At 63.4% G+C, this 19186-nt stretch carries 18 protein-coding genes; 9 read left to right on the forward strand and 9 right to left on the reverse strand.

Going from position 1 to position 19186, the window contains the following annotated elements; genetic code table 11:
* Positions 1-17: 17 nt before the first annotated feature.
* The 6 genes from LMTR3_RS09070 to LMTR3_RS09095 form a co-directional block, all read right to left on the reverse strand.
* A complete protein-coding gene (locus LMTR3_RS09070; RefSeq protein WP_065744742.1) occupies positions 18-494 on the reverse strand; it encodes a DUF1579 family protein in 477 nt (158 codons plus the stop codon).
* Between the two features lie 2 nt (positions 495-496).
* The gene (sucC, locus tag LMTR3_RS09075; protein WP_065744743.1) at positions 497-1696 is read right to left on the reverse strand and encodes an ADP-forming succinate--CoA ligase subunit beta; all 1200 of its coding nucleotides are present in this window, start codon (positions 1694-1696) and stop codon (positions 497-499) included.
* A gap of 132 nt (positions 1697-1828) precedes the next feature.
* Positions 1829-2797 (reverse strand): malate dehydrogenase, encoded by a 969-nt coding sequence (gene mdh / locus LMTR3_RS09080; protein ID WP_065744744.1) that lies wholly within the window; start codon positions 2795-2797, stop codon positions 1829-1831.
* A 291-nt stretch (positions 2798-3088) separates the two neighbouring features.
* The gene (zapE, locus tag LMTR3_RS09085) at positions 3089-4273 is read right to left on the reverse strand and encodes a cell division protein ZapE (protein WP_065744745.1); all 1185 of its coding nucleotides are present in this window, start codon (positions 4271-4273) and stop codon (positions 3089-3091) included.
* 197 nt (positions 4274-4470) lie between these two features.
* Positions 4471-5007, reverse strand: coding sequence for an RNA 2',3'-cyclic phosphodiesterase (thpR, locus tag LMTR3_RS09090; RefSeq protein WP_028348494.1), 537 nt, complete (start codon positions 5005-5007; stop codon positions 4471-4473).
* 181 nt (positions 5008-5188) lie between these two features.
* A complete protein-coding gene (locus LMTR3_RS09095; protein ID WP_176721846.1) occupies positions 5189-5899 on the reverse strand; it encodes an arylesterase in 711 nt (236 codons plus the stop codon).
* Here LMTR3_RS09095 and LMTR3_RS09100 point away from each other — a divergent pair.
* The 4 genes from LMTR3_RS09100 to LMTR3_RS09115 all read left to right on the forward strand — a co-directional run bounded on the left by LMTR3_RS09100 (position 5898) and on the right by LMTR3_RS09115 (position 11054).
* Positions 5898-6611, forward strand: coding sequence for an ABC transporter ATP-binding protein (locus LMTR3_RS09100; RefSeq protein WP_065744747.1), 714 nt, complete (start codon positions 5898-5900; stop codon positions 6609-6611). The two genes, LMTR3_RS09095 and LMTR3_RS09100, sit on opposite strands and share 2 nt — an antisense overlap.
* On the forward strand, positions 6608-9178 hold the full coding sequence (locus LMTR3_RS09105; RefSeq protein ID WP_065744748.1) for an ABC transporter permease: 2571 nt from the start codon (positions 6608-6610) through the stop codon (positions 9176-9178). Before LMTR3_RS09100 ends, LMTR3_RS09105 begins: the two co-directional genes overlap by 4 nt.
* A 253-nt stretch (positions 9179-9431) precedes the next feature.
* Positions 9432-10223, forward strand: coding sequence for a Bax inhibitor-1/YccA family protein (locus tag LMTR3_RS09110; RefSeq protein ID WP_065744749.1), 792 nt, complete (start codon positions 9432-9434; stop codon positions 10221-10223).
* 300 nt (positions 10224-10523) lie between these two features.
* On the forward strand, positions 10524-11054 hold the full coding sequence (locus tag LMTR3_RS09115; RefSeq protein ID WP_065744750.1) for a GNAT family N-acetyltransferase: 531 nt from the start codon (positions 10524-10526) through the stop codon (positions 11052-11054).
* A 185-nt stretch (positions 11055-11239) separates the two neighbouring features.
* Here LMTR3_RS09115 and LMTR3_RS09120 read toward each other — a convergent pair whose 3' ends face one another.
* The 3 genes from LMTR3_RS09120 to acnA form a co-directional block, all read right to left on the reverse strand.
* Positions 11240-11611 carry a DUF2794 domain-containing protein gene (locus tag LMTR3_RS09120; RefSeq protein WP_065744751.1) on the reverse strand — a complete coding sequence of 124 codons (372 nt, stop codon included), beginning with the start codon at positions 11609-11611 and terminating at the stop codon, positions 11240-11242.
* 426 nt (positions 11612-12037) lie between these two features.
* Positions 12038-12799, reverse strand: a complete 762-nt coding sequence (locus LMTR3_RS09125) for a DUF1223 domain-containing protein (RefSeq protein ID WP_065744752.1) — start codon at positions 12797-12799, stop codon at positions 12038-12040.
* Between the two features lie 158 nt (positions 12800-12957).
* Positions 12958-15678, reverse strand: a complete 2721-nt coding sequence (acnA, locus tag LMTR3_RS09130) for an aconitate hydratase AcnA (protein WP_065744753.1) — start codon at positions 15676-15678, stop codon at positions 12958-12960.
* Positions 15679-15902: 224 nt separating this feature from the next.
* On the opposite strand from acnA, the gene ccmA reads away from it, so the two are divergent.
* From ccmA to LMTR3_RS09155, 5 genes are all read left to right on the forward strand, one after another.
* Entirely contained in the window at positions 15903-16502 is a 600-nt protein-coding gene (gene ccmA, locus LMTR3_RS09135; RefSeq protein ID WP_065744754.1) for a heme ABC exporter ATP-binding protein CcmA, read from the forward strand.
* 268 nt (positions 16503-16770) lie between these two features.
* Positions 16771-17439 (forward strand): heme exporter protein CcmB, encoded by a 669-nt coding sequence (gene ccmB, locus LMTR3_RS09140; RefSeq protein ID WP_065744755.1) that lies wholly within the window; start codon positions 16771-16773, stop codon positions 17437-17439.
* A gap of 90 nt (positions 17440-17529) precedes the next feature.
* Positions 17530-18261 carry a heme ABC transporter permease gene (locus tag LMTR3_RS09145; protein WP_065744811.1) on the forward strand — a complete coding sequence of 244 codons (732 nt, stop codon included), beginning with the start codon at positions 17530-17532 and terminating at the stop codon, positions 18259-18261.
* A 4-nt stretch (positions 18262-18265) separates the two neighbouring features.
* Positions 18266-18442, forward strand: coding sequence for a heme exporter protein CcmD (ccmD, locus tag LMTR3_RS09150; protein ID WP_065744756.1), 177 nt, complete (start codon positions 18266-18268; stop codon positions 18440-18442).
* Positions 18442-19026 carry a DsbE family thiol:disulfide interchange protein gene (locus tag LMTR3_RS09155; protein WP_065744757.1) on the forward strand — a complete coding sequence of 195 codons (585 nt, stop codon included), beginning with the start codon at positions 18442-18444 and terminating at the stop codon, positions 19024-19026. Before ccmD ends, LMTR3_RS09155 begins: the two co-directional genes overlap by 1 nt.
* Positions 19027-19186 lie beyond the last annotated feature (160 nt).

Below are 19186 nucleotides of genomic sequence, written 5' to 3' on the forward strand. Positions count from 1 at the left end.
TGACCGTGAACGAGGGGTTAATGAATGCGACGGTACGTGCCGGTGAGCACGTCGGCCCATCCTTCGGCATCAGGCGAGAACTGGATCTTCATGGTGTAGTTGTTGTCGTCGACGACTTCGTAGACGTGGCGCGCATTGCCGCGCAGCGAGCCGCGCACCAGGGTCAACTTGTTGCCGACCCACGCGCCGGAGGCCGGTGCCGGCGAATAGTAGCCGAGCGAATCGTGCCAGAATAATTTGTAGGTCCGGTCGTCGCGGTCATAGGTGAACACGCCGTGGGTGGCGAAAGCCTCCTTGCCGTCGCGCATCTGACGGGTGTCCTGAATCAGGTAGAAGCCGTTGAGATCGACGCGCGCGACCACATGCGAGGTCGCCGGACCGCCCGCGGTCCAGCGCGACGGATAGACCATTTCCTCGCCCGCCCACTCGCCCGCAAAAACCGCGAGCCGGCGGTGTTCTTCCAGCGGTGTCGGTGCGGCGAGATGGTCAGCCATCGCTAGCCTCCCTTGACGGCTTTCACGATTTTCTGTGCGGCATCGTCGAGATTGTCGGCCGGTACCACATTGAGGCCGGATTCGCGGATGATCTGCTTGCCGGCGTCGACATTGGTGCCTTCGAGCCGCACCACCAGCGGCACTTTCAGGCCGACTTCCTTCACTGCGGCGACCACGCCTTCGGCGATGATATCGCACTTCATGATGCCGCCGAAGATGTTGACCAGGATGCCCTTCACGTTCGGGTCGGCGGTGATGATCTTGAACGCCGCCGCCACCTTCTCCTTGCTGGCGCCGCCGCCGACGTCGAGGAAGTTGGCGGGTTCCATGCCGTAGAGCTTGATGATGTCCATGGTCGCCATCGCAAGGCCGGCGCCGTTGACCATGCAGCCGATGGTGCCGTCGAGCGTGACGTAATTGAGGTCGTACTTCGACGCCTCGACTTCCTTGGCATCTTCCTCGGTCAAATCGCGCAACGCCACCGCCACTTCGGGATGGCGGAACAGCGCGTTGTCATCGAACGACACCTTGGCATCGAGCACGCGCAGTTCGCCCTGCTTGGTGACGACGAGCGGATTGATCTCCAGCATCGCCATATCCTTGGCAACGAAGGCCGTGTAGAGCTGCGTTACCAGCTTCTCCGCCTGCTTGGCGAGATCGCCGGTGAGCCTCAGGGCTTTCGCGACCGTGCGGCCGTGATGTGCCATGATGCCGGTTGCCGGATCGACGGAGAAGGTCACGATCTTCTCAGGCGTGTTGTGGGCAACGTCCTCGATATTGACGCCGCCTTCGGTCGAGACGACGAACGCAACTTCGGAAGTTTCACGATCGACCAGGATCGAGAGATAGAACTCCTTGTCGATGTCGGAGCCTTCTTCGATGTAGAGGCGATTGACCTGCTTGCCCTGCGGGCCGGTCTGCACCGTGACCAGCGTCGCTCCCAGCATCTGCTTGGCGAATTCGTTGACCTCGGCGACTGATTTCGCGATGCGGACGCCGCCCTTGTCGCCGGCGGAAGCTTCCTTGAATTTGCCCTTGCCGCGGCCGCCGGCATGGATCTGGCTCTTCACCACCCAGATCGGGCCGGGAAGCTGTTTGGCGGCGGCTTCCGAATCCGAGGTCTTCAAGACAGGCACGCCGCGCGAAATCGGCACGCCGAATTCATGCAGCAGAGCCTTGGCCTGGTATTCGTGGATATTCATCTGGACGCTCCCCAAAACCCTTAGCGGCGAGTTCTACAGTTCACCGGCATTGGTAGTTGGCATACCACATACCAAGATAACTGCAACCCTGAAAAAGCTTTCGCCCCGGCGGGGGGCGAAAGCCGAGTAAAATCAACGGCCGAGCAGGTCGGGCGCGATCTTCTTGCAGGCGTCGACCAGGCCCTGAACCGCGCCGACCGACTTGTCGAAGGCTTCGCGATCCTTGCCGGCCAGCTCGATCTCGACGATGCGCTCGACGCCCTTCGAGCCGATCACGACGGGGACGCCGACATACATGTCCTTCACGCTGTACTCGCCGTTGAGATAGGCGGCGCAGGGCAGCACGCGCTTCTTGTCCTTCAGATAGCTCTCGGCCATCGCGATCGCCGAAGCGGCCGGCGCGTAGAACGCCGAACCGGTCTTCAGGAGGTTGACGATCTCGGCGCCGCCGTTGCGGGTGCGGTCGACGATTTCGTCGATACGGGTCTGCGAGGTCCAGCCCATCTTGACGAGGTCGGGCAGCGGAATGCCGGCGACGGTGGAGTAGCGCGTCAAGGGCACCATGGTGTCGCCATGGCCGCCGAGCACGAAAGCGGTGACGTCCTCGACCGAGACGTGGAATTCGTCGGCCAGGAAATAGCGGAACCGCGCCGAGTCGAGCACGCCAGCCATGCCGACCACCTTCTTGTGCGGCAGACCGGAAGCCTTCTGCAGCGCCCACACCATCGCATCCAGCGGGTTGGTGATGCAGATGACGAACGCATCGGGCGCATACTTCTTGATGCCGGCACCGACCTGCTCCATGACCTTGAGATTGATGCTCAGAAGGTCGTCGCGGCTCATGCCGGGCTTGCGCGGCACACCGGCGGTGACGATGCAGACCTTGGCGCCATCGAGCGCCTCGTAGGAATTGGCGCCGGTGAGATGGGCGTCGAAACCGTCGACCGGCGAAGATTGCGCGATGTCGAGCGCTTTACCCTGGGGGACGCCCTCGGCGATGTCGAACATCACGACGTCGCCAAGCTCCTTCAGGCCGACGAGGTGAGCCAGCGTTCCGCCGATCTGACCGGAGCCAATCAAAGCAATCTTGTCGCGCGCCATGGGAAATTTGTCCTTCTGAGACGAAGAGTGAGGGGTGGATCATCAGTCGGAAGGGTGGTTATCCCTTTCGAATGGCCGGTTCAAGCCGGGGCATGCCCGATTCTAAGGCCGCGCCTGGATTTCGATCAGGTATGCCACGACCGTCCTTCCCGTCATTGCGAGCCAACGGGTCGCGCGAATGCGCGCCCGATGACAGGCTCCGCGAAGCAATCCACCTCTCCACTCGGGGATAGATGGATTGCTTCGTCGCTTTGCTCCTCGCAATGACGGGAAAGCCAATGACGGAAGAGACTACGTTTCCACCAGCCCGGTGCTCGATCCGCTGGCCGCGGAATCCTTCCTACCGTGCGGTAGCGCAAGGTAGGATTCCGAACTCATTTCGATCAGCCGCGACGCGGTCCGCTTGAACTCGTTGGCTTCAACGCCCTCGGCAGCGACATACAGCGACACCGGATCGGCCTCGGCCGAGGCCATCAGCTTCACGGCATTGTCGTAGAGCGTGTCGATCAGCGAGATAAAGCGCTTGGCGGCGTTGCGCTCGGCATAATCCATCACCGGAATGCGATCGATCAGGATGGTGTGATAGTCGTGCGCCAGCCGCAGATAGTCCGACGCGGCCAGCGGCTTTTCGCAGATATCGGCAAAGCAAAATCGCGCTACGCCGTGCGCCGAACAGGGCACGCGCAGGACGCGGCCCTTGATCGCAATGTCGCGCGGCTTGCACGGCGCGTTGCCGGTCATCTTGCGCCAGGCGCGGTCGAGCGCGGCGCCGGCTTCATCATCCGGCGGCACCAGCCACATTTTCACGCCGGTCAGTTTCTCCAGCCGAAAATCGGTGCGTGCATCGAGCCGCAGCACGTGCATGTGGTCTTCGATCTGCGAAATGAACGGCAGGAACAGCGCGCGGTTGAGCCCACCCTTGTAGAGGTCTTCGGGCGCGACGTTCGAAGTCGCGACCACGACGGTGCCGAGTTCGAACAATTTTGAGAACAGCCGCCCCAGGATCATGGCATCGGCGATGTCGGTGACGTGGAATTCGTCGAAGCACAGTAGCCATGCCTCGTCGAAGATCGCGTTCGCCGTCAGCTCGATCACGTCGCTATCTGCGATTTCACCGCGCGCGATGTTCTGGCGATAGGCGTAGATCTTCTCATGCGCCTCGGCCATGAACTCGTGGAAATGGGCGCGGCGCTTGCGCTGGACCGGGCTCTGCTGAAAGAACAGGTCCATCAGCATGGTCTTGCCGCGGCCGACCTCGCCGTGAATGTAAAGCCCGCGCGGCGGCGGCTCGCTTTTGTCGCCGAACAATCGGCCGAGCAGGCTCAACTTGCGCGCCGGCTTGTAGCTCGACAGCCGCTCCTCAAGTGCGGCAAACGCCTCGGCAGCTTCCGCCTGCGCGAGATCGGCCTCGATCGCGCCGGAGGAAACCAGAGCCTGATACTGTGCGCGGAACGAGGTGGGGTCAGTCGACAGCATGGCCCCTTTCGGCCTCAAGCGAGCGGAAATTGCAAGCCGTGAATTGGTGCTGGGGGTATGCAAACACAGGCCGTCGTACCCGCGAAGGCGGGTATCCAGTACGCCGCGGCTTCTCGGTTCTATCTTAGGCGTCTTTGGTATACTGGATCATCCGCTTTCGCGGATGATGACAGCGGAGAAGCGGCCAGCTTCTGCCCTCACGCGCTCAGCGCATAGGAATCCTCGACCACATACGGCCCGCCGCCGGTGGACGCGCGGGACGAGAACAGCACGAAGCGCGAAGCCCAGAACGTGCGGCTCGGGAAATAGCCGCGCACCGAGAGATAATCGGCAACGTCCTGGCTGGAAGCGTCATGCAGCCGCGCCAGCGTCACATGGGGAATGAATTTGCGCCCCTCCGGATCGAGCCCGAGCCGCTGCATCAGCCGTTCGAGCTCGGCCTGCAGCTCGATCAGCGGCCGGCTCGGCTCGACGGAAGCGACCACTGCGCGCGGTTTCTTGCCGCCAAAGCTCTGCAGGCCCTGCACCTTGACCTCGAACGGCTTGCGGTTGACCCGAAACAGCATCGAGGCGATTTCATTCGCCGACATGCCGTCGATATCGCCGATGAAGCGCAAGGTGACGTGATAGTTTTCGGGATCGATCCAGCGTGCGCCGGGAAGGCCGCCACGCAAATTGGAAAGGCTCTGGCCGATCTCGGCCGGAATTTCCAGTCCAGCAAACAAACGCGGCATCGCATGACTCCCGATGCTTGGGCATGACCTTGAAAAGGACCATGTCCTGTAACAGCGCCCGGTGACGAATCACCGATAGTTATTTTCTATCCGACTTATGTGACTCTGCGAAGCACGCGGCGCGAGCACTCCGCAATGCTACGGGAAAACTTTGGGGTAACCTCATTCGTTGCTGCTTTTTTCAACTCCGCTGCCCGGAGATCGTGCCGATAAATGCCTCCACCATGGGCAGAATATTCCTCACGATGACATCGACACCCTCGGCGGTCGGATGAATTCCGTCGGCCTGGTTGAGCTTGGCCTCACTCGCAACCCCCTCCAGGAAAAACGGGTAGAGCGGCACGCCGAACGATTTGGATAGCTCCGGATAGATGGCGTTGAAGCGCGCGGCATATTCGCTCCCGTAATTGGGAGGCGCCAGCATCCCGCACAAGAGAACCGCGATCTTGCGCGCCTTCAGCCGTGTCAGGATGTCGCTCAGCGCCGCGCGGGTGACCGCGGGATCGATCCCGCGGAGCGCATCGTTGGCGCCGAGCTCGAGAATCACCGCCTCGGTTCCCTCCGGGATCGACCAGTCCAGCCGGTCGCGACCGCCGGACGTGGTATCGCCGGACACCCCGGCATTGATCATGTCGACCTTTATCCCCTTGTCGCTTAATGCTTTTTGCAGGCGGGCGGGGAACGCCGCCGGCGCAGACAGGCCGAGACCAGCGCTCAAGGAATCACCGAGGACGACCATTTTGACCGGTTTTGCGGGTGCAGTGGCCGGGGCCTGAGTCTGGGCCAAAACCGGCCCGGCCGTCATCATAGCCACAATCAACACGCGTATGTGCGCAAACATCCGTTTCAAGCCCTCGACCCGAGCGGTGGAAGTGCCATATGACCGAGCCATGGACAGTCTCATCGAACCCTCTTCACTGACCGGCGTGGGGCCGGACACCATTTCCATCTCCAACGTCAACCTCTCGCTCGGCACAGGCGCCGCCCGCGTTCATATCCTGAAAGATATCAGCCTTCGTGTGGCATCCGGCGAGGCGATCGGCCTGATCGGGCCGTCAGGTTCGGGCAAATCGACCTTGCTGATGGTGATGGCGGGGTTGGAACGTCCTGACAGCGGAGAGGTGGTGGTCAACGGCACGCCGTTCAATGCCCTCGACGAGGACGCCCTCGCCCGCTTCCGCGGCCGCCAGGTCGGCATCGTGTTCCAGTCGTTTCATCTGATCCCGACCATGACGGCGCTGGAAAACGTAGCCGTGCCGCTGGAGCTTGCCGGTAGTCCCGACGCGGCGGAGCGCGCGGCGAAGGAACTGGCGTCGGTCGGCCTTGGCGAGCGCCTGCATCATTACCCGACCCAATTGTCCGGTGGCGAACAACAGCGCGTGGCGCTGGCTCGCGCCCTGGCACCCGATCCCGCCATTCTCGTCGCGGACGAGCCGACCGGCAATCTCGATGAAGCCACCGGGAAGCAGATCGTCGACATGCTCTTCACCAAACATGCCGAGCGCGGCATGACGCTGGTGCTGGTGACGCACGACAGCTCGCTGGCGCAGCGCTGCGACCGCGTGGTGCGGCTGCGCTCAGGCCGGATCGACGGGCACTCATGACCGCGATTTCCGAGCCGGTCTACAAGAGCCGGGCATCCTCGCTGGCGCTGCGTTACGCGCTTCGCGAATTGCGCGGCGGCCTGCGTGGCTTTTACGTCTTCATCGCCTGCATCGCGCTCGGCGTCATGGCAATTGCCGGCGTCGGCTCGGTGGCGGCAAGCCTTAGCGAAGGCCTGACCCGCGAGGGCCGAACATTGCTCGGCGGCGATGTCGCATTCTCGCTGATCCAGCGCGAAGCCAAGCCGGAGGAACTCGCTTTCCTGCGAGCGCGCGGCCAGGTGTCGGTTGCGGCCGCGCTGCGGGTGATGGCCCGCGCCAGCGACGGCAAGCTGGCGCTGGTCGAGCTCAAGGCGGTCGACGGCAACTATCCGATGCTCGGACAGTTGACGCTTGATCCCCAAATGCCGATGTCGGATCTGCTGGCTGAACGCGATGGCGCGTTCGGCGCGGCGGTCGATTCCACTCTGCTGGCGCGGCTCGATCTCAAGCTCGGCGACCGTATCGGCATCGGCAATGCCACGGTCCAGATTCGCAGCGTGGTTGGCGCCGAGCCGGACAAGCTCGCCGGCAATGTCGGCCTGGGCCCGCGCGTACTGGTCAGCGAGCAGAGCCTGCGCGCCAGCGGATTGCTGCAGCCGGGCAGCCTGGTGCGCTGGATGTACCGGGTAAAGCTGCCGGACAATGCGGCCGACGAACGCGCCGCCGCCCAATTGGTCAACAGCGCGCGGAGTGCCTTGCCGGAAGCCGGCTGGTGGATCCGCAGCCGCGACAATGCCTCGCCGCAGCTCGAACGCACCATCAACCGCTTCACCCAATTCCTGACGCTGGTTGGGCTGGCGGCCCTTCTGGTCGGCGGCGTCGGCGTCGCCAACGCCGTCAAGAGCCATATCGATCGCCGACGCGACGTCATCGCCTCGTTCAAGGCGCTTGGTGCCACCGGGCGCGACGTCTTCACCATCTACCTGACGCAGGTGATCGTGCTCGCCGGGATCGGCTCGATGATCGGGCTTGCCGCCGGCGCGGCCTTGCCGTTTGTCATCGTCGGCCTGTTCGGCAAGCTACTGCCGCTGCCGGTGATCCCTGCCCTGCACGCCGACGAACTGGCGCTGTCGTTGCTCTACGGCCTGCTCACCGCGCTCGCCTTCGGGCTGTGGCCGCTCGGCCGGGTCCATGATGTCCCGGTCGCGGCATTGTTCCGCGAGGAGGTTGCCCGCGAATGGCACCGCCCGCGCTGGAGCTATCTCGCGCTGATGGCCGTGGTGATCGTGCTCCTTGTCTCGGTCGCGATCGGGCTGGCCTATGACAAGCGGGTCGCCGCCGTGTTCGTCGTCGCTTCGGTTGCGGTGTTTGCGCTGTTGCGCGGCGTCGCCGCCGGCCTGATGGCGCTGGCGCGGCGCCTGCCGCGGTCCAGCATCACCATGCTGCGGCTGGCGATTGCCAATATCTACCGGCCCGGCGCGCTGACGCCGTCGGTCGTGATGTCGCTCGGGCTTGGGCTCGCGGTCCTCGTCACCATTACCCAGATCGACGGCAATTTGCGCCGGCAGTTCCTGGCCGCGCTGCCGGAGCGCGCGCCCTCATTCTACTTCATCGACATTCCGACCGCCGACGCCGACCGCTTCGGCGCCTTCCTCAAGCAGATCGCGCCGCAATCCACCGTCGACGACGTGCCGATGCTGCGCGGGCGCATCGTTGCCGCCCGCGGCGTCAAGGCGGACGAACTCAAGCCCTCGCAGGATACCGAATGGGTGCTGCAGAGTGACCGCGGCCTGACCTATACCGGCGAAGTTCCAAAAGGCTCGAAGGTGGTCGAAGGCGAATGGTGGAGCGCGGACTACAAGGGGCCGCCGCTGGTCTCACTGGAGAAGAAGATCGCCGACGGGCTGAAGCTCAAGATCGGCGACGAGATCGTCGTCAACGTGCTCGGCCGCGACATCGCGGCCAAAATCAGCAATCTGCGCAACGTCGACTGGCAGGGCCTCGGCATCAATTTCGTGCTGGTGTTCTCGCCCAACGCCTTCAAGGGCGCGCCGCACAGCCATGTCGCGACCCTATCCGAGGTCCACCCCGACTCTGCAGGCGACGCCCGAATCATCAAGCAGGTGGCGGACGCCTTTCCGATGGTGACCAGCGTTCGGGTCCGCGAAGCGCTCGAGACCGTCGGCACCGTCGTCACCAACCTCGTGCTCGCCATCCGTGGCGCCAGCGCGGTGACGCTGATCTCGGCGATCCTGGTGCTCGGCGGCGCGCTCGCCGCCGGCCATCGCCACCGGGTCTATGACGCGGTCATCCTGAAGACGCTCGGCGCAACCCGGGTGCGCCTGCTCGGGGCCTATGCGCTCGAATACCTCATGATCGGCCTCGCGACGGCCATATTCGGCGTGATCGCGGGCTCGATCGCGGCGTGGCTGATCGTGACCAGGCTGATGACGCTCAGCTTCATCTGGCAGGCTGGCAGCGCGGCCGGGGTGGTCGCAGCCGCCCTGATCGTCACGGTGGGGCTGGGGCTCGCCGGAACGTTGTTGGCCCTGAACCAAAAGCCGGCCAGCGTGTTACGGAATTTGTGACAATTTGTAGCGGCGGAAGGCAGGGGTTAACACTGCTTTTACCCGGAAATCGTCGCGAGAAGCGACATTCAGCCGCGCGTGGAAGCTTGCGTCGGATGTGTTAGTTTCCCACATACCAGCCAAGATCAGTTGGCCGGGTTGATGACGTAATATTCGTGATATTGACGTCGGCAGATCGGGACATCTGAGATAGAAATCCAACCGGCGTCGCAAACCCCTTGCGCTCCGCCGGGCAACCAACGGGAATTCGACCATGTCGGACCTAGACCGTAACTACGTATCTCCTTTCGGCCGGGCTGCCGGACGCGTTGACGCTGCGGCCGTCGATGCCGGTCTGCGCGCCTACATGCTGCGCATCTACAACTACATGAGCATCGGCCTGGCGATCACCGGCCTTGCGGCGCTCGGCGTCTACATGGCCGCGGTGACGACCGACCAGGCCGGGGCCGCCGCCAGATTCGGCAACGCCTACCTGACGCAGTTCGGCTACGCGATGTATGTCAGCCCGCTGAAGTGGCTGTTCATCCTCGCGCCGCTGGCGATGGTGTTCGCGATCTCGGCCGGCATCAACCGGCTGCGGCCCGCGACCGCCCAGATGCTGTTCTGGGTGTTCTCGGCGCTGATGGGCATTTCGCTGTCGTCGATCTTCCTGGTGTATACGCACACCTCGATCGTTCGGGTGTTCTTCATCACCGCGGCGACCTTCGGTGCGCTCAGCCTTTATGGCTACACCACCAAGCGTGACATGAGCGGCATGGGCTCGTTCCTGTTCATGGGTCTGATCGGCGTCATCATCGCGAGCCTGGTGAACCTGTTCCTGGCGAGCTCGATGCTGCAGTTCATCGTCTCGGTGGTCGGCGTGCTGGTGTTCGCGGGCCTCACCGCCTGGGATACCCAGCGGCTGAAGAACGAGTACATCTACGGCTACGCTTCGGGAGGCGCTGAGGTTGAAGAGCGTGCGGCGATTACCGGCGCACTGTCGCTCTACCTGAACTTCATCAACCTGTTCACGCTGCTCCTGCAGCTCCTCGGCCAGCGCGATTAAGCGCTGCCCGATCGGGTTCAAGAGTTAAAGCCCCGGCCTCGCGGCCGGGGCTTTTCTTTTGCTCAGTGATCGTCATGCCGAGGCTTGCCGCCTTCGCTAAGGCTTCGGTGGCGAGTGCGCTTGTGACCCGGCTAAGCCCTGGCGGAGACGGGACCCGGGCATCCACGCCCCGCGCGCGGCGACAAAAGACGCGGATAGCCGGGCACAGCCGAGTGGAAGCGACACCGTCCCTCAGACGGCTATGCCCGGCCATGACGGAAAGAGCGTTGATCCAGATTTGTCGCCTGATATCCTTTTCCCATGTCCGCTGCCGAAATCCGGCCCGCCACCGAGGCCGACCTCCCCGCCATCACCGAGATCTACGAGCACGCGGTGCGCTACGGCACCGCCACGTTCGAACTCGTCCCGCCCGACCTCGCCGAGATGACCCGGCGATTCAGGATGCTGTCGGATGGTGGCTTTCCCTATCTGGTCGCCGCCGTCGAAGGCCAGGTGATCGGATACGCCTATGCCGGTCCCTATCGGCCACGGCCGGCCTACCGCTTCACGGTGGAGAATTCGGTCTATTTGAAACCGGCCACGCACCGGCGCGGCATCGGGCTGCAACTGATGCAGCGGCTGATCGCCGAATGCGAGGCGCGCGGCTACCGGCAGATGATTGCGGTCATCGGCGACTCCGCCAATGCCGGCTCGATCGGCGTTCACGCCAAATGCGGTTTCCAGATGATCGGGACGCATCCCAGCGTCGGCCTCAAGTTCGGCCGCTGGCTGGATACCGTGATGATGCAACGCGCGCTCGGTGAAGGGAGCACGACGGTCCCCGCTTCGTAGTCTGGATAACGCGTGGCGCCTCTTTGGCGGTACCGCAGGGCCCAGACTCAAAATCGCGAAAACAACCCCATGCAAAGTAGTTGGTAGGGTGGGCAAAGCGAAGCGTGCCCACCATTCTTGCACCCATGAGGGAAACATGGTGGGCGCGGCGCAATCGCGCCTTTGCCCACCCTACAGCGGCCCGCCTACACCACCGCCAGCTTGCGGTCGATCACCAGCAGCACGCGTTCGAGTTCGTGGCCGCGGCGCAGGATCAGTCCGGTCGCCGAGATCACGCTGTACATGCCCTGCTTGCGCGCGAGCCGCGGATCTTTCTCGATGCGATAGATCGGAACTTCCGAAGCGCGGCGGAATACGGAGAACACCGCGTGGTCTTTCAGAAAGTCGATGGCATAGTCGCGCCACTCGCCGTCGGCGACCATGCGCCCATACAGATTGAGGATACGGTTGAGTTCGAGACGATTGAACGTGACGCGATTCGGCGGCGTGCTCGCAGTGGCGACGCGCGCCACTGCGCGGCTATCGCTCGGATCGGTGTCCTCCGATATTATGGTCATGGAGCGCCTCCTGTCATCCAATTTACATGATCGCGCTAACCGCGGGGCGTCGCAAGGGGGTGTAAATACGAAGGAAACCGCGCCGGATGGCCCGATATCCCGGGAAATATCGATTCACGGGATCGTTAGCGGAATCTTATTGCTGCCCTACTTCCGCCAACCGTCCGCCCCGCTAAATTGCGAAAAGAAAATCCTGCGTTGGCCCGGTCCTTTCGGTTCCGGATTCCTCAGCCCCCAGCCCCCCGGGGCCGTCGGGATCGGGCCTGTTCGCAGGAGGGAGTTAATCCCGATACTGGGCCAACGAAAGTTGGTCCTTTTTCGTTTGGGGGGCTGTTCTCGCAGATGTCACGCGCGGCTCGGACTTCGCCGATTGTACGACGCTGGTTCAAGGTAAGAGAAAAGTTAGGTCTCGTAGCCCGGAGCTAACTAACGCAGCGCCGTCATGGCGGCGCCGAGCATCGCACCCGGCTTGTCGCGACTGCCGTCCTGGACGTAGACGACTGCGGCGTCCACGCCGTCGCGGGAAATATTATCAAGCGGAACAGTCCAGCTTCCCGAACCGCCGTTCCAGTCGCCGACCTTCACGAGATTGCGTACCACGTTGTAGTAGGTGAGCTGTTGGCCGCGATTCTCGCCGCGCCCGATCGAGATCGGCACCGCCTTTGAGACCGAGCAGATCCAGACTTCGCCCCGGCCCGCCGTCGGCACCTTGCTCGCCTCTACCGAGACATTGAGCAGCTTGCCCGACAACGTCATCTTGACCGGCACCGACATCACGCCTTCAGTCTTGCTGGTATTCTTGATGGCGCTTTCGATGGCGGCGCGATCGCTGCCGATCACCTGCGCCGAGCCATTGACGATCATCTGCGGCGTGTAGAGGTTACGATCGCCACGCACATGCGAATAGGCTTTCTGACGCGCGCTGAAACGCGAGTCCGCGAGCGTGTCCTTCCAGCCAAGGTAGTCCCAATAGTCGATCGGCATGCTCAGCGCGATGATGGACGGATCCTTGGCAAGTTCGCCGACGATCTGGTCGGCCGGCGGACACGACGAACAGCCTTGCGAGGTGAACAATTCGACCACGGTGCGCGGCTCGGCATGAGCCGGACGGATGATGGCGATGATCGCGCAGACGCCGAGCGCACCGGACCATCGCGATATGCAGTTGTAGGCCATCATCGCTGTCATCGTGCGAACCGGGCGTAGCGTTTTCCATCCGTAATTGTACGGGGCATGATTTGATATCCTAAAGGCGCGCCCCAGACGCACGAAAGCGGCCCTGTCATAGGCCGCCTTCTCCTTGCTCGCTACTCACTTCGAAGTGAGGCACCGATCACAAATCCGCGTCAAGCCGCGAGTTTGCGCAGCACGTAATGCAGAATGCCGCCGTTTCGGTAGTACTCGAGCTCATCGAGGGTATCGATGCGGCAGAGCAGCGGCACGCGCTGCAGCGAACCGTCGCCGGACACGACCTCGGCCGTCAGGGTCTGGCGCGGCTTCAAATCACCCTGGAGCCCGCGAATCGTCACCGTCTCGTCGCCCTTGAGGCCAAGCGATGTCCACGACGTGCCGTCCTCGAAGGTCAGCGGCAACACGCCCATGCCGACCAAGTTGGAGCGATGGATGCGCTCGAAGCTCTGGCAGATCACGGCGCGGACGCCGAGCAGACGGGTGCCCTTCGCCGCCCAGTCGCGCGAGGAGCCGTTGCCGTATTCGGCGCCCGCGAACACCACCAGCGGCACGCTTTCCTGCTGATACTTCATCGCCGCGTCGTAGATCGACATCTGCTCGCCGTCGGGCCAGTGCTTGGTTAGTCCGCCCTCCGGAATATTGCCGTCAGCGCCCTTCAGCATGAAATTCTTGATGCGGATGTTGGCGAAGGTGCCGCGCATCATGATTTCATGGTTACCGCGCCGTGTGCCGTACTGGTTGAAGTCGGCGGGGCGCACCTGGTGCTCGCTGAGGAATTTTCCAGCCGGCGAAGTCAGCTTGATCGAGCCGGCCGGCGAGATGTGGTCGGTGGTGATCTTGTCGCCGAACATCGCCAGGATCCGCGCGTCGACCACGTCTGAAATCGGATCGGGCTGCTTCTTCATGCCTTCGAAATAGGGCGGGTTCTGCACATAGGTCGAGCTCATGTTCCAGCGATAGGTCTCGCTCTCGACCGTCTTGATCTTGCGCCAATTGGTGTCGCCCTTGAACACGTCGGCGTAGCGCTTCTTGAAGATCGTAGCTGTCACGAACTTCTTCATGAAAGCATTGATCTCCTTGGTGGTCGGCCAGATGTCCTTCAGATATACCGGCTTGCCGTCCTTGCCGGTGCCGATCGGGTCGACCGCGAGGTCCTTGGTCACCGTGCCCGCCAGCGCATAGGCGACGACCAGCGGCGGTGACGCCAGATAATTTGCCTGCACGTCCGGGCTGACGCGGCCCTCAAAATTGCGGTTGCCGGACAGCACGGCCGCGGCAACGATGCCGTTGTCGTTGATCGACTTCGAAATGTCCTCCGGCAGCGGACCCGAATTGCCGATGCAGGTGGTGCAGCCGAAGCCGACCAGGTTGAAGCCGACCTTGTCGAGATCCTTCTGCAGGCCGGAATTGGCCAGATATTCCGCAACCACCTGGCTGCCCGGAGCGAGCGAGGTCTTCACCCACGGCTTGGCCGTCAACCCCTTGGCGGCGGCGTTGCGCGCCAGCAGGCCCGCGCCGATCAGCACACTCGGGTTCGAAGTATTGGTGCAGGAAGTGATCGCGGCGATCACCACGTCGCCATGGCCGAGGTCGAAATCCCGGCCCTCGACCGGATAGCGGCTCGCAGCCGCGTCGGGCTTCTTGTACTCGCTGGTGAGCGCGGTCGCGAAGCCAGTGGAAACCGCCGGCAGCGCAACACGGCCTTCGGGGCGTTTCGGGCCCGCCATCGACGGCACGACGTCCTTGAGGTCGAGCGTCAGGGTTTCCGTGAACACCGGATCGGCCGATTTCGCCGTGCGGAACAGGCCCTGCGCCTTGGCGTAGGCCGCCACCAGCGCGACACGGTCGGCCTTGCGGCCCGAGGTCTTGAGGTAATCGATGGTCGCGGCGTCGACCGGGAAGAAGCCGCAGGTGGCGCCGTATTCCGGCGCCATATTGCCGATCGTCGCCTTGTCCGCCACCGAGAGATAGTCGAGGCCGGGGCCGAAGAACTCGACGAATTTGCCGACCACGCCCTGCTTGCGCAGCATCTGCGTGACCGTCAGCACCAGGTCGGTCGCGGTGACGCCTTCCTTGAGCTGGCCCTTCAGCTTGAAGCCGACGACTTCCGGCAACAACATCGACAGCGGCTGGCCGAGCATGCAGGCTTCCGCCTCGATGCCGCCGACGCCCCAGCCGAGCACGGCGAGGCCATTGACCATGGTGGTGTGCGAATCGGTACCAACAAGCGAATCCGGGTAGGCGACCTCGAAGGTGCCGGTCTTCTTTCCGACCGTCATCTTCTCCTTCCTGGTCCACACCGTCTGCGCGAGATATTCGAGATTGACCTGGTGGCAGATGCCGGTGCCGGGCGGCACGACGGAGAAATTCGAGAACGCCTTCTGGCCCCACTTCAGGAATTCGTAGCGTTCCTGGTTCTGCTTGTATTCCTCGACGACGTTCTTGCCGAACGCCTTGTTGTCACCGAAGAAGTTGACGATGACCGAGTGGTCGATGACGAGATCGACCGGCACCAGCGGGTTGATCTTCTCGGCATCGCCGCCGAGCGCCTGCATCGCGTTGCGCATCGCGGCGAGATCGACCACCGCCGGCACGCCGGTGAAATCCTGCATCAACACGCGCGCCGGGCGGAACGCGACCTCGTGCTCGAGCCTGCGCTTCCGGAGCCATTTCGAAACCGCGACGATGTCGGCCTTCTTGACCGTGCGATCGTCCTCGTTGCGCAGCAGGTTTTCGAGCAGCACCTTCATCGAATAGGGCAGCTTGGAAATTCCCTTCAGACCGTTCTTCTCGGCGGCGGGCAGGCTGTAATAAACATAGGTCTTGCTGCCGACCTTGAGGGTCTTGCGGCATTTGAAGCTGTCGAGCGAGGTCATGTCAGGAAATCCCAAATTCTAGTTATACCCGCAAGGGTATTTAAACACCGTCAGCGGAAGGCTGGCTTCTTGGCTTGCAGCCGCCGATTGTGTGCTGCATCAAGTTCCGGGCTTATAGAATCTTTCTAGAAGCGCCGCCACAGCGACAAACGTGCTGCAGCAATGCGGTACCCACAAATTCCGACGCGGTACCCATCAATTTCAGAGGGCTGTGACGAAGCAAAATGCGGCTCTCGGGGCGCCAAATCAGTTGTGTCAGAGGCGGCCGAGAGGTGTTCTCGGGCCTCGATTTCGAGGCCGCTTCCGGCGAAGTGCTGGCCGTGGTCGGCCCGAACGGCTCGGGCAAGACCTCGCTGTTGCGGCTCATCGCGGGTCTCCTGGTGTCGGGGGGCGGATCGATCGGTCTGGAAGGCGGCGAGGCCGAGTTGACCTTGCCCGAACAATCTCACTATCTGGGCCACCGCGATGCACTGAAGCCTGCGCTGAGCGTTGCGGAAAACCTGTCGTTCTGGCGGGATTTTCTCGGTGGGGCGACCGGCGACGTCAAAGAGTGCCTCACCGCCGTGGGGCTCGGCCACGCCACTTATCTGCCGGCGGCCTTTCTCTCGGCTGGTCAGCGGCGCCGGCTGTCGATCGCGCGGCTGCTCGTGGTGCGGCGGCCGGTCTGGTTGCTGGACGAGCCGACATCGGCGCTCGATACCGCCGGACAGGAACTATTCGTGGGCGTGATGCGCGAACACCTGGCCAGCGGCGGGATCATTGTTGCGGCGACACATACTCCGCTCGGGATCGAAGCGAGAGAACTGCGGATGGGGGGGAAGTGATAGCGCTCTATCTCCTATCCACGAGCACAAATCCTTCCGTTCCCTCCCCCCTTGCGGGGTCCGAGGCGAGCAAAGCTCGCTCTCGAGGTCAGGGAGAGGGGTATCCCGCGACGTGCTCTCTCGATTCGGCCTCGGGCAACAAGCGCATCTGTCAAGCACCGTTTCCGGGGCCACCCCTCTCCCCCGCCCTCCCCCGCAAGGGGGGAGGGAGCTGCCTGCATACGCTGCGACAGCGGAGTGTCCAAAGCACGTGCGCAGGAGGCCTCCCATGACGGCCCTCGCCGCACTGATTCGCCGGGATATCAAAATCGCACTCCGCGTCGGCGGCGGGGCGCTGATCGGCGTGCTGTTCTTCCTCACCGTCACGGTGCTGATGCCGTTTGCGATCGGGCCCGATCTGCCTCTGTTGGCCCGGCTCGGCCCCGCCATACTCTGGCTCGGCGCGCTGCTGGCCAGCCTGCTCACGCTCGACCGGCTGTTCACGGCCGATCATGAGGACGGCTCGCTCGACCTGATCGTGATGGGCCAGACACCGTTGGAACTCGCATGTGCCGCGAAAGCGCTGGCGCATTGGCTCGCGGCCGGTGTGCCTCTGATCGCGGCGACGCCCGTGCTCGGGCTGTTGCTCAACCTCGACACCGCGGCGACCTCGGCGGTGGCGCTGACCTTGCTGGTGGGGACGCCGGCGCTGACGTTCACGGGCATGATCGGCGCGGCGCTCGCCGTGACATTGCACCGCGGGGGCCTCTTGCTCGCGGTGCTGGTGCTGCCGCTGTCGATCCCGGTACTGATCTTCGGCGTTGCAGCCTCGCAGGCGGCGATTACCGGCCCGCTATCGTTTGGAACTCCGTTTTCGATCCTTTGCGCGCTCTCGCTGGTTAGTTTCGTGGTCGGACCGTTTGCCGCTGCGGCCAGCCTGCGGCACGGTCTGGACTGAATTTGTTGACACCGATCAACTCTGGCGGAGGGGATGCGAAACAGATCATGCCGCATTGCCTGCCCCGCCGCTGACGACTATCAGGATGCCATGACGCTGATCGACCTCGCCAATCCCTCGAAATTTCTCGCGCTGACGGCGCGCGTGCTGCCGTGGCTTGCAGGTGCGACCGCGATCCTGCTGCTGGTGGGCCTCTATCAGGCGGCGGTGGCCCCCGACGATTACCAGCAGGGCGCCACCGTGAAGATCATGTTCATCCACGTGCCGAACGCGTGGCTTTCGATGTTCGTCTGGGGCGTCATGAGCATTGCCGCGCTGGGCACGCTGGTATGGCGGCATCCGCTCGCCGACGTCGCGGCCAAGGCCGCCGCGCCGATCGGAGCGGCGTTCACGTTTCTGGCGCTGGTCACGGGTTCACTGTGGGGGCGGCCGATGTGGGGCACCTATTGGGAGTGGGACGCGCGACTCACATCGGTGCTGATCCTGTTCCTGATGTATCTCGGCCTGATGGCGCTATGGCGCGCGGTGGAGGACCCGTCGCGGGCGGCGCGGGCCGCCGCCGTGCTGACGCTGGTCGGCGCGATCAACCTGCCGATCATCAAGTTCTCGGTCGACTGGTGGAACACGCTGCATCAACCGGCATCGGTGATGCGGATGGGCGGACCTTCGCTCGACAACGCGTTCCTGATTCCATTGCTCGTGATGGCGGTCGGTTTCTCGCTGCTGTTCATGACACTGCACCTGGCGGCGATGCGCAACGAGATCCTGCGCCGCCGCGTGCGTAGCTTGCAGATGATGCAAGCCAGCCAGCAGGCGGCATGACGCGATGTCGCTCGGACCCTATGCCTCGTTTATCGTGACCTCCTACGCGCTGGTCGCGGCGATCGTGCTGATCCTGATCGGCTGGATCGCGCTCGACTATCGTCATCAGAAGGAGCGCCTGCGCGAACTCGAGGCCAGCGGCGTGGCCCGGCGCTCCGGCCGCCAGGCGACGGAGATTTGATGAGTGCGCCCGCAACATCTGATCGGCCACGCAGCCTGCGCTGGGTCGTGGCGCTGCCGCTGATCGGCTTCCTGGCGGTCGCCGGACTGTTCCTGCTGCGGCTTTACGCCGGTGACCCCTCCAGGATTCCATCCGCCCTGATCGGCCGGCCGGTGCCGCAAACCACGCTGCCGGCGCTGGAGGGCCTCGTCCATAACGGGACGCCCGTGCCCGGCCTCGACCCGGCCGTGTTCAAGGGCAAGGTCTCTGTCGTCAATGTCTGGGCCTCCTGGTGCGTGCCATGCCACGATGAGGCGCCGCTGTTGACCGCGCTGGCGAGCGACACACGGCTGCAGATCGTCGGCATCAACTACAAGGATTCCCCTGATAACGCCCGCCGCTTCCTCGGCCGCTACGGCAATCCGTTCACCGCCGTCGGCGCCGACAGCAACGGCCGGGGCTCGATCGAATGGGGCGTCTATGGCGTGCCCGAAACCTTCGTGGTCGGGCGCGACGGCACTATCCGCTACAAGCTGGTCGGGCCGGTAACGCCGGCCAATCTCGATAGCGTGCTGAAAGTCGAGATCGAGAAGGCGTTGAAGTGACGACGCCGTCGTCATTCCGGGGCGATGCGAAGCATCGAACCCGGAAGTTCGAGATTCCGGGTTCGTGCTGCGCACGCCCCGGAATGACAATCCAAATATTCCTCCGCTTTTATCCATCGTTCATTTCGCGGCCATGGCGCTGCCATGAATTCGCAGCTAG

It is taken from the genome of Bradyrhizobium sp. LMTR 3 (assembly GCF_001693485.1).
GTDB lineage: Bacteria > Pseudomonadota > Alphaproteobacteria > Rhizobiales > Xanthobacteraceae > Bradyrhizobium.

Bases quoted from the DNA above. Each gene is read 5' to 3' on its own strand.
- LMTR3_RS09145 (WP_065744811.1), top strand. From the start codon at position 17,530: ATGACGCTGATCGACCTCGCCAATCCCTCGAAATTTCTCGCGCTGACG.
- acnA (WP_065744753.1), bottom strand. From the start codon at position 15,678: ATGACCTCGCTCGACAGCTTCAAATGCCGCAAGACCCTCAAGGTCGGC.
- LMTR3_RS09115 (WP_065744750.1), top strand. From the start codon at position 10,524: ATGTCCGCTGCCGAAATCCGGCCCGCCACCGAGGCCGACCTCCCCGCC.
- LMTR3_RS09100 (WP_065744747.1), top strand. From the start codon at position 5,898: ATGGACAGTCTCATCGAACCCTCTTCACTGACCGGCGTGGGGCCGGAC.
- ccmA (WP_065744754.1), top strand. From the start codon at position 15,903: ATGCGGCTCTCGGGGCGCCAAATCAGTTGTGTCAGAGGCGGCCGAGAG.
- mdh (WP_065744744.1), bottom strand. From the start codon at position 2,797: ATGGCGCGCGACAAGATTGCTTTGATTGGCTCCGGTCAGATCGGCGGA.
- thpR (WP_028348494.1), bottom strand. From the start codon at position 5,007: ATGCCGCGTTTGTTTGCTGGACTGGAAATTCCGGCCGAGATCGGCCAG.
- LMTR3_RS09110 (WP_065744749.1), top strand. From the start codon at position 9,432: ATGTCGGACCTAGACCGTAACTACGTATCTCCTTTCGGCCGGGCTGCC.
- sucC (WP_065744743.1), bottom strand. From the start codon at position 1,696: ATGAATATCCACGAATACCAGGCCAAGGCTCTGCTGCATGAATTCGGC.
- LMTR3_RS09125 (WP_065744752.1), bottom strand. From the start codon at position 12,799: ATGACAGCGATGATGGCCTACAACTGCATATCGCGATGGTCCGGTGCG.
- LMTR3_RS09120 (WP_065744751.1), bottom strand. From the start codon at position 11,611: ATGACCATAATATCGGAGGACACCGATCCGAGCGATAGCCGCGCAGTG.
- LMTR3_RS09155 (WP_065744757.1), top strand. From the start codon at position 18,442: ATGAGTGCGCCCGCAACATCTGATCGGCCACGCAGCCTGCGCTGGGTC.
- LMTR3_RS09105 (WP_065744748.1), top strand. From the start codon at position 6,608: ATGACCGCGATTTCCGAGCCGGTCTACAAGAGCCGGGCATCCTCGCTG.
- LMTR3_RS09070 (WP_065744742.1), bottom strand. From the start codon at position 494: ATGGCTGACCATCTCGCCGCACCGACACCGCTGGAAGAACACCGCCGG.
- LMTR3_RS09095 (WP_176721846.1), bottom strand. From the start codon at position 5,899: ATGGCTCGGTCATATGGCACTTCCACCGCTCGGGTCGAGGGCTTGAAA.
- zapE (WP_065744745.1), bottom strand. From the start codon at position 4,273: ATGCTGTCGACTGACCCCACCTCGTTCCGCGCACAGTATCAGGCTCTG.
- ccmD (WP_065744756.1), top strand. From the start codon at position 18,266: ATGTCGCTCGGACCCTATGCCTCGTTTATCGTGACCTCCTACGCGCTG.
- ccmB (WP_065744755.1), top strand. From the start codon at position 16,771: ATGACGGCCCTCGCCGCACTGATTCGCCGGGATATCAAAATCGCACTC.